Origin of the sequence: Acidovorax sp. Root217 (assembly GCF_001428645.1) — a bacterium.
In the GTDB taxonomy this organism is placed as follows: Bacteria; Pseudomonadota; Gammaproteobacteria; order Burkholderiales; family Burkholderiaceae_C; genus Acidovorax.
On sequence record NZ_LMIH01000005.1, the window covers coordinates 169,179 to 177,840 of the forward strand.

General features: G+C 68.2%; 7 protein-coding genes. 6 read left to right on the forward strand and 1 reads right to left on the reverse strand.

Annotated elements, in window-relative coordinates; all coding sequences use genetic code 11:
• The first annotated feature begins 99 nt into the window (after positions 1-99).
• The 3 genes from ASE31_RS02345 (at position 100) to ASE31_RS02355 (ending at position 4,234) form a co-directional block, all read left to right on the forward strand.
• Positions 100-2,718 carry an MFS transporter gene (locus ASE31_RS02345; protein ID WP_057199917.1) on the forward strand — a complete coding sequence of 873 codons (2,619 nt, stop codon included), beginning with the start codon at positions 100-102 and terminating at the stop codon, positions 2,716-2,718.
• Positions 2,719-2,738: 20 nt separating this feature from the next.
• Positions 2,739-3,806, forward strand: coding sequence for an ABC transporter substrate-binding protein (locus tag ASE31_RS02350; protein WP_057199918.1), 1,068 nt, complete (start codon positions 2,739-2,741; stop codon positions 3,804-3,806).
• A gap of 95 nt (positions 3,807-3,901) precedes the next feature.
• Positions 3,902-4,234 carry an STAS domain-containing protein gene (locus ASE31_RS02355; RefSeq protein WP_057199919.1) on the forward strand — a complete coding sequence of 111 codons (333 nt, stop codon included), beginning with the start codon at positions 3,902-3,904 and terminating at the stop codon, positions 4,232-4,234.
• Between the two features lie 19 nt (positions 4,235-4,253).
• On the opposite strand, the gene ASE31_RS02360 is transcribed toward ASE31_RS02355, so the two are convergent.
• Complete coding sequence (locus tag ASE31_RS02360; RefSeq protein WP_057199920.1) at positions 4,254-5,099, reverse strand: ABC transporter permease; 846 nt, start codon at positions 5,097-5,099, stop codon at positions 4,254-4,256.
• 54 nt (positions 5,100-5,153) lie between these two features.
• Here ASE31_RS02360 and ASE31_RS02365 point away from each other — a divergent pair, with 54 nt between their 5' ends.
• From ASE31_RS02365 to ASE31_RS02375, 3 genes are all read left to right on the forward strand, one after another.
• On the forward strand, positions 5,154-6,365 hold the full coding sequence (locus tag ASE31_RS02365) for a PAS domain-containing sensor histidine kinase (RefSeq protein ID WP_057199921.1): 1,212 nt from the start codon (positions 5,154-5,156) through the stop codon (positions 6,363-6,365).
• Positions 6,362-7,048, forward strand: a complete 687-nt coding sequence (locus tag ASE31_RS02370) for a response regulator transcription factor (protein WP_057199922.1) — start codon at positions 6,362-6,364, stop codon at positions 7,046-7,048. Before ASE31_RS02365 ends, ASE31_RS02370 begins: the two co-directional genes overlap by 4 nt.
• A gap of 146 nt (positions 7,049-7,194) precedes the next feature.
• Positions 7,195-8,598 carry a CmpA/NrtA family ABC transporter substrate-binding protein gene (locus ASE31_RS02375; protein ID WP_057199923.1) on the forward strand — a complete coding sequence of 468 codons (1,404 nt, stop codon included), beginning with the start codon at positions 7,195-7,197 and terminating at the stop codon, positions 8,596-8,598.
• Positions 8,599-8,662: the final 64 nt, after the last annotated feature.

Consider the following 8,662-nt stretch of genomic DNA (forward strand, 5'->3'; position numbering starts at 1 on the left):
GCAACGGGTCGAAAGGGTTGAAAGGGTTCGTAACGACGCCCCGACTATAGAACAGCTCCATGACATTCGACGAAACCGGCATACCAAGGAAGCACTTCCATGACCGACACGACCAACCCCACGCCCGGCACCGAAATCGATGTGGCCGCACTGCAGCGACGCCTGCGGCGCGAATCCCTGGTATTCGCTGCGATCTTTGCGCTGGTGCTGTTTGGCCTGTCCCTGGTGCTGATCGCCTGGCGGACCGAGCAGTTGCTGACCCAGCTCACGCAGGACCGTACCGTGCGCCTGCTGCGCCAGGTGGCCGACGAGACCGAGTCCGGGCTGCGCTTCGGCGTTTCCGTGGCCGACCAGACCGTGCTGTCCGAGCGGGTCGCGCGCCTGGGCGCAGCGGGCAGCCCGCTGCGCGGGGTGTTCATCGACACCGATAGGGGCGAGGCCGTTTTGCGCTCGGGCGACCCTGAGCTGCATGCCACCATCGCGCCGCGCTGGAGGCAGGCGGTGATCGACGCCGGGCCGGGCCATGCCCCGGCGGTACGCAACACGGGCCGCTATGCGTGGGTTGGCGCGGCCATTTTCGATTCCACCGGCGTCCCAGCGGCCACCCTGTGGGGGGCGCTCGACCTGGCCGAGGTGCGCGCCCAGGCGCGGGGCGTCGCGCTGGACATGGTGCTGCGCGCCCTGCCGCTGATGCTGCTGGCCCTGTTGATCACCTGGTGGCTGCTGCTGCGCTGGAGCAGCCGCGTCATCACCTCCATGCGCGGCATCGGCAGTGGCGTCGGCGCACGGGCCATCCAGGGCTCCGCCAAACAACTCTGGCTGGCCGTGGTCTTCAGCGCGGTGGTGGCGCCCGCCGCGATGCTGTGGATCGCGCGCGAGGCAGCACGTCCTGCCGTCACGGCGCAGATCCAGGAAAACGCCGACGCTGTGGGCCGCGCGCTGTCGGGCCAGGTCGCGCGCGCGCTGTCGCTCGGCGTGCCCTGGAGCGCGATGAATGGGGTGGACGAACTGTTTCGGCAGCAGCTTGTCGAAGCGCCCGAGCTGAACTACCTGGCACTGCAGCCCCCCAGCGGCCCGGCGCAAAATGCCACCTGGAGCGGCGACGCGCCTGCGCAGGCACGCGAAGATGCGTCCGACTTCCCGCGGCGCAAGCTCACGGCCGGCGATGGCGCTGTGGTCGTCGGCTACCCGGCCGACTTCGTGGACCGCCAGCTCGCGGGCATGTTGATCGACCTGGTGCTGGCCCTGGTGATCGCCGCCGTGCTGGTGCGCGAACTCGCGCGCGGCCTGTGGCGCCGCTCGCTGCTGTTCCCGCTGGCCGCCTATGTGCAGGCCCGGTTGTGGCAAGGGCTGCAGCGGCGCTGGCAAAAAAACCACACCATCGACCAGGAAAGCGCCCAGGCCCATGAGCGCGACGCCGCCGAATGCCGGGCACAGCTGATTCGCGCTGCGCGCAGTGGCAGCGCCACGGCCGAAACGCCCCAGGTCGGCGCCCAGCTCACCTTGCTGCGCCTGACCGTGTTCCTGGTGGCCCTGTCCGAAGAGCTGCTGCGCCCCTTCTTTACCGTGTTCGCCAGCGAGGTGCGGCCCATTGATGCCGCCCTGTCGCCCACCATGGTGGCCGGATTGCCCGTTGCCGCCTTCATGGCCACGCTGGCCCTGGCCCAGCCCGCCGGCCCGGCACTGGCGCGGCGCTTCGACCTGCGCTGGAGCCTGATGCTGGCGGCCCTGGTCGGCACCCTCGCGCTGACCGCCACCGCCTGGGCGACCGACGCGTGGACCCTGATCGGCCTGCGCGCCCTGGGTGGTGCGGCCTACGGCCTGGCGCTGATCCTGGTGCAGACGGCCATCGTGCGCATCACGCCGCCGCAACAGCGCGCGCGAGGTCTGGCCGAAGTGGCTGCGGCCATTGTGGCGGCAGGCATCGTCGGCCCGCCCTTCGGCGGCATGATCGCCGCCCGCGCTGGCGACGGCATCGGTTTCCTGGCCTGCGCGCTGTGCATGGTCGGCGCCCTGCTGGCCGCCCTGCGCCTGTCGCTGCCGGTGCCCGAGGGCAGCGCCGCAGCCCAGCGCGGCCTGGCCACCTCCGGCGGCTGGCGCGGCTACATGGCGGTGCTGCGCGAGCCACGCGCCATCTGGGTGATCCTGGGTGCGGCCCTGCCGGGCCGCCTGGTGGCCGTGACCATTCTCTCGGTGGTGGTGCCCCTGTACATGAACGAGCTGCAGCAGCCGCCTGCGGTCGCGGGCCGGGTGCTGCTGCTGTACTTCCTGTGCTTTGCGCTCACCGCCTCGCTGGCGGCGCACTGGTCGGACCTGCTCGGGCAGCGCAAGCCCTTCATCGTGGCGGGCGGCGTGCTCAGCGTGCTGGCCTGCCTGTCGCTGCCGGCCCTGGGCGGCGTCTGGGGCATGGCCGCCTGCTGCGCCCTGCTGGGCTTTGGCCAGGCGATGCAGTCGTCACCGCAGATCGCGCTGACGACCGAGGCCTTCGAGGGCGTGGATGCGAGCCGCGCGAGCGCCACACCCGAGCAGGCGCTGGCCGCGTTCCGGCTGATCGAGCGTGGCGGCAGCATCGTTGCGCCCTTTGTCACGGCGGTCGCCGTGACCGCCTTCGGCTATGCCGGCGCAGTGGTGGCCGTGGGCCTGCTGCTGTCGGTGTCGACCTTGAGCCTGGCCGCCGGCCTGCGCAACCCCCGCACCCAGGCCGCTGCGGCGGCCTGATGACCCTCTGGAGAATTACGATGAACCTGCGCCGCATCCTCATCGCCGCCGGGGCCGCCTGCGCCCTGCTGGGCAGCTCGGCTGCCATGGCCCAGAGCGCCGCCAACGCGGCGGCCTCTGGCGTGGCGGCCGCCACCAAGCGCTTCACCATCGCCATGGTGCTACCGCGCGACGACCAGAACATCGAGGCGGGCTTCACCGGCTACCTGCAGCGCCAGGACGTGCCCGTGCAGTACGTGAGCATCCGCTTCTCGGGCCGCAGTGAGGACATTCCCGAGCTGCGCGCCAAGGTGCGCGCGGCACGCCCGGACCTGATCTATGCCTGGGGCACACCCACCACCCTCGCCCTGGCGGGCCGGGATGACCAGGCAGGCAAGGACGATGCGATTCGCGACCTGCCCATCGTCTTCACCGAAGTGACCGACCCGGTGGGCGCCGGTCTGCTGCGCACGCTGGAGGGCCACGGCCGCAACGTCACGGGCGTGAGCCACGTGGCACCGCTGCCGGTGCAACTCAACGCCATCCGTGCCTACCGCCCTTTCACGCGCCTGGGCTACCTGCACAACCCGGCCGAGCCCAACTCCGGCCTGATCCGCGACCGGCTCAAGGAGCTGGCGCGCACGCAGAATTTCGAGGTGGTCGAGGCCAGCCTGCCCCTGCTGCCCCAGGGCGGACCCGACCCTACGCAGATCGCCCCGCAGATCCAGACCCTGGCCGAACGCAAGGTCGACTTCCTCTATGTCGGCCCCATCACCTTCCTGGCCTTCACGCACCGGGATGCCGTCACCACCGCCGCGCTCCAGAACAAGCTGCCGACCTTCTGCGCAACCGAAAGCATCGTGCGCCAGTCAGGCTGCCTGTTCGGGCTGTTCTCCAATGGCGCTAACATCGGCCGCTATGCCGGCTCCATGGCGCGCCAGATCCTGGTCGAGAAAAAACCGCCCCAGGCCATCGCGGCCTCTACCCTTCAGCGCTTCTCGCTGCTGGTCAACATGCGCACGGTGCAGGCGCTGGACCTGTATCCGCCCATGCTGCTGCTGAACGTGGCCGAAGTGATCAACGTGCCCAAGCAGGCCGCCGCCAACTGAAGCGCCGGCCGCGAACTGCGGTGCGGCCCCTACAATGGGCCGAACCGGAGTTCCAGGACTCCTTTTCTACAGCCACGATTCCAAGGATTGCGCCCATGAACCTCGAACAGGAGCGCCGCGACGACATCTTGATCCTGCGCCCACGCGGCCGCCTCGACAGCAACAGCTCGCCCGAACTCGAGCGCGTGGTCGCCGAGCAGCTCCAAGCGGGCACGCAGCGCGTGGTGTTTGACCTCTCTGCTCTGGACTACATCAGTTCCGCCGGCCTGCGCGTGGTGCTGCTCGCGGGCAAGAAGCTGCGTGCCAGCAAGGGCAAGCTGGTGCTGGTCGGCCTGAGCGACATGGTGCGCGAGGTGTTTGACATGAGCGGCTTCCTGACCCTGTTCGCTGTGACCCATACCCTGGACGAAGGACTGGCCAAAGTCTGATTGGTCCACCGCCCTGGGTTTAGCTGCGAAAGCGCCGCCGCGTCAGCGCCAATGCCACCCAGAAGGCCGCCACCGTGGTCACCACCAGCACCAGGCCATGGCGCCAGGGGTGGGCGGGCCACTGGTCCATGAACAGTGGGCGCACCAGCTCGACGGCGTTCGTCAGTGGCAACCAGTCGGAGATGGCGCGCACGATGGGCGGCAATTGCTCGCGCGGGAAGAACACGCCCGAGAGGAACATCATCGGCGTGAGCACCAGTGTGAAATAGTAGGTGAAGAAGTCGTAGCCCTTGGCCAGCGCGTTGAAGATCAGCGCGATGCTCGAGAACATGATGCCCACGCCCAGCAGCACGGGCCAGGCCACCAGCAGCTTGGGGCTGTGGCTGATGCCCAATGCCAGCATCACCCCGAGGATGGCCGTCACGGTGAACAGGGCTTTGAAGGCGGCCCAGAGCATCTCGGCCAGCACCACGTCGTCCAGGCGCACGGGCGCGTTCATGATGCCGTCCCAGGTCTTTTGCACATGCATGCGCGAGAAGGCCGAGTACAACGCCTCGAAACTCGCCGCGTTCATGGCGCTCATGCAGATCGATCCGCTGGCCAGGAACAGGATGTAGGGCACCTTGGTCATGCCGCCCTCTGCGGCCACGCTCACCTGGCCCACCAGCGCGCCCATGCCGTAGCCGAAGGCCACCAGCCACATCAGCGGCTCGGCGATGTTGCCCACCAGGCTGGGGATGGCCAGCTTGCGCCAGACCAGCAGATTGCGCAGGAACACAGGCCACCAGCGCGAGGACAGCGAAGGCGGCATCCATACGGACGGGGTGGGTGGCGGCGCCTGGGGCGAAGGGGGAGCGGTTTGCATGGCCCTATTGTGCTGCGGCTTGCCCGGGCATGGCCATTGCTTGCGCCCTGGCGCATGTCCGCCAGCGCACTGCACCTGCCCCCCAACGCCCCCGCCCTCTGGCGCGAGCGGCTCGGCCTGTTGCTCGAATCCACGGGCGAGGGCGTGTTCGGCATCGATCTGGCGGGCGATTGCGTCTTCATCAACCGGGCCGGGGCGCGCATGCTCGGACTGGCCACCGGGGAGGTGATGGGGCGCAACATGCACGCGCTGACCCACCACTCCCACCCCGACGGCAGCCCCTATGCCGACAGCGACTGTCCGATCTTCAATGCCTTCCGCTCGGGCCTGCCTTGCCGGGTGGACAGCGAGGTCTTCTGGCGCGCGGACGGCACGGCCTTTGCCGTGGAGTATTCGAGCCACCCCATCGTCGAGGCCGGCCAGGTGCAGGGCGCGGTGGTCACCTTCGTGGACATCACCGAACGCAAGCGCGCGGCTGGCGAGCTGCAGCGCGCCCACGACGAGCTGGCCCGCGCCAACGACGAACTGGAGCGCCGGGTGGCCGCGCGCACACAGGAGCTGTCGCAGGCGCTGCGCCAGTTGCGCGAACTCTCGGCGTATTCCGAGCAGGTGCGCGAGGACGAGCGCACGCGCATCGCGCGCGAGGTGCACGACGAGCTGGGCAGCCTGCTCGTGGCCTTGAAGATGGACGTCAACTGGCTGCACAAGCGCCTGGGCGAGCAGGGCGAGCGCAGCCCCGAGGCCGCAGGTGACATGCGCCAGCAGATGCGCTGCAAGTGCCAGAACATGAGCCGCCTGATCGAGAATGCGGTGGACAACGTGGGCCGCATCATCACCGATCTGCGCCCCAGCATCCTGGACCACCAGGGCCTGTGGGCGGCGCTGGAGTGGCAGGCGCAGGAATTCGTGCAGTCGGCAGAGCTGCAGCTCCACTGGCAGATGGAGGTGCCCGAGACGCTGCACCTGCCCGAGCCGGCCGCCATCGCGGTGTTCCGCATTTTCCAGGAGATGCTGAGCAATGTGGGGCGCCATGCGCAGGCCAGTGTCATCGCCATCCGCATCGATACCGAGGACGATCAATTGCAGTTGCGTGTGCAGGACAACGGGGTGGGCGCCACGCGCCAGGCGCTCGAAGCGCCCACGGCCTATGGCGTCATGGGCATGCGCGAGCGTGCGCGGCAACTGGGCGGGCAGTTGCACATCACCAGCGAGCCTGGCGAAGGCTCGTGCCTGCAGCTGAGCATTCCCTTGGAGGTGGCTCCATGAGCGCACCGGTGCGCGTGCTCATTGGCGACGACCACCGCATCGTGCGCGAGGGCCTCAAACAGGTGCTGGGCGACCCGGCCAACGGCCTGCCCGACATCGTGGTGGCAGGCGAGGCGACCCATGGCCAGGAGGTGCTCGACCAGGTGGCGGCGCTCTCCGGTCCGACCGGCATCGACCTGGTGCTGCTCGATATCGCCATGCCGGGCATGGATGGCCTGGAGGTGCTGCAGGCCCTGCGCAAGGCCTGGCCGGTGCTGCCGGTGCTGATGCTCAGCACCTATCCCGAGCGGCAGTACGCGGTGCGCTGCATCCAGATGGGCGCGGCCGGCTACCTGCACAAGAGCGCCGACCCCGACGACATGGTGGCCGCCGTGCGCAAGGTGGCTGCCGGTGGCCGCTACCTCACGGAGGCCACGGCGCAGGCGCTGGCGGGCGCGGTGGAGCGCACCGGGGTGGTGCGATCAACCCAGCAGGGCATGCCGGCCGGGGTGGACGCGCTATCGTACCGGGAGCACCAGGTGTTCCGATTGCTCACGGCGGGGCAGAGCGTGGGCGAAATTGGTGCGCAGCTCAAGCTTGCGCCCAATACGGTGAGTACCTACCGCGCCCGCATCCTCGAGAAAACCGGCGCGCGCAACGACGTGGAGCTGGCGCTGCTGGCACGCGGCACGCCGGCGGAGTGATTTCCGGGCACCACCGCCCGGATTTGTAGTGCTTCCCCTACATGCTGTAGACATCGCCCCCACGAATTCATGGCGGCGGGGCGGGTGAGGGTGCAACTGGCCCGCGCTTTGCGTAGTGCATGGCATCAACTTCTCCGAGGTGTGCCATGTCCGAATTCTTCTCGCCTTTCGATGCCGACCGCCCGTTGATGCTCAAGTGCAGCTGCGGCCGCGACCATACGGCCGCAGACCACCATGCCGAGGTGTCGGCCGACGCTGCCGCCGCCACCTTGCGCCAGCGCAGCCTCACCAGCGAGTTCGAGGCCTACAGCAACGAGTTCATCGAGGCGACGCTGGTCAAGGCGTTGTTCCCGCAGGACGCGGTGCGCCGGCGCTTCATCAAGGCGGTGGGCAAGGGTACGGCCATGGCGGCCATTGCCAGTGTGCTGCCAGTAGCCAGCATGCAGGCCATGGCACAGGAAAAAGGCGCGCTGGAGAAGACCAATCTCAAGATCGGCTTCATTCCGATCACCTGCGCCACACCGCTGATCATGGCCCACCCGCTGGGCTTCTACAGCAAGCAGGGCCTGAATGTCGAAGTCACAAAGACCGCCGGCTGGGCGCTGATCCGCGACAAGATGATCAACAAGGAGTACGACGCCACGCACTTCCTGTCGCCGATGCCGCTGGCGATCTCCATGGGCCTGGGTTCCAACGCCACGCCGATGAACGTGGCCACCATCCAGAACGTGAACGGCCAGGCCATCACGATGAGCCTCAAGCACAAGGACAACCGCGACCCGAAGAACTGGAAGGGCTTCAAGTTCGCGATCCCGTTCGAGTACAGCATGCACAATTTCCTGCTGCGCTACTACCTGGCCGAGGCAGGGCTGAACCCCGACACCGACGTGCAGCTGCGCGTGGTTCCGCCGGCCGAGATGGTGGCCAACCTGCGCGCCGGCAATATCGACGGCTTTCTGGGCCCCGACCCGTTCAACCAGCGTGCCGTGTTCGAGGAAGTGGGCTTCATCCACCTGCTCACCAAGGACCTGTGGAACGGCCACCCCTGCTGCGCCTTCGGCACCAGCACCGAGTTCATCCAGAAGAACCCCAACACCTTCGCCGCGCTGTACCGCGCCGTGCTCACCTCGGCCGCCATGGCGCGCGATCCGGCCAACCGCGAGCTCATCGCCAAGGTGATCGCGCCCCAGGCCTACCTGAACCAGCCCGAAGCCGTGATCAACCAGGTGCTCACCGGCAAGTTCGCCGACGGCCTGGGCAAGATCCAGAACGTGCCCGACCGCGCCGACTTCGACCCCATGCCCTGGCAGAGCATGGCCGTGTGGATGCTCACGCAGATGCAGCGCTGGGGCTATGTCAAGGGCGACGTGGACTACAAGCAGATCGCCGAGAAGGTCTTCCTGATCACCGACGCCAAGAAGCAGATGAAAGCGCTGGACCAGAAGGTGCCCGAGGGCGCCTACCCCAAGTTCAAGATCATGGGCCGCGAGTTCGATGCCGCCAAGGCTGCCGAGTACGCGAAAAGTTTCCCGATCCGCAAGGTGACCTGAAATGAAGCACCCCCTGAGTCGCTTCGCGCCTTCACCCCTCTCTCGCATTGCTGCGCAATGCGGG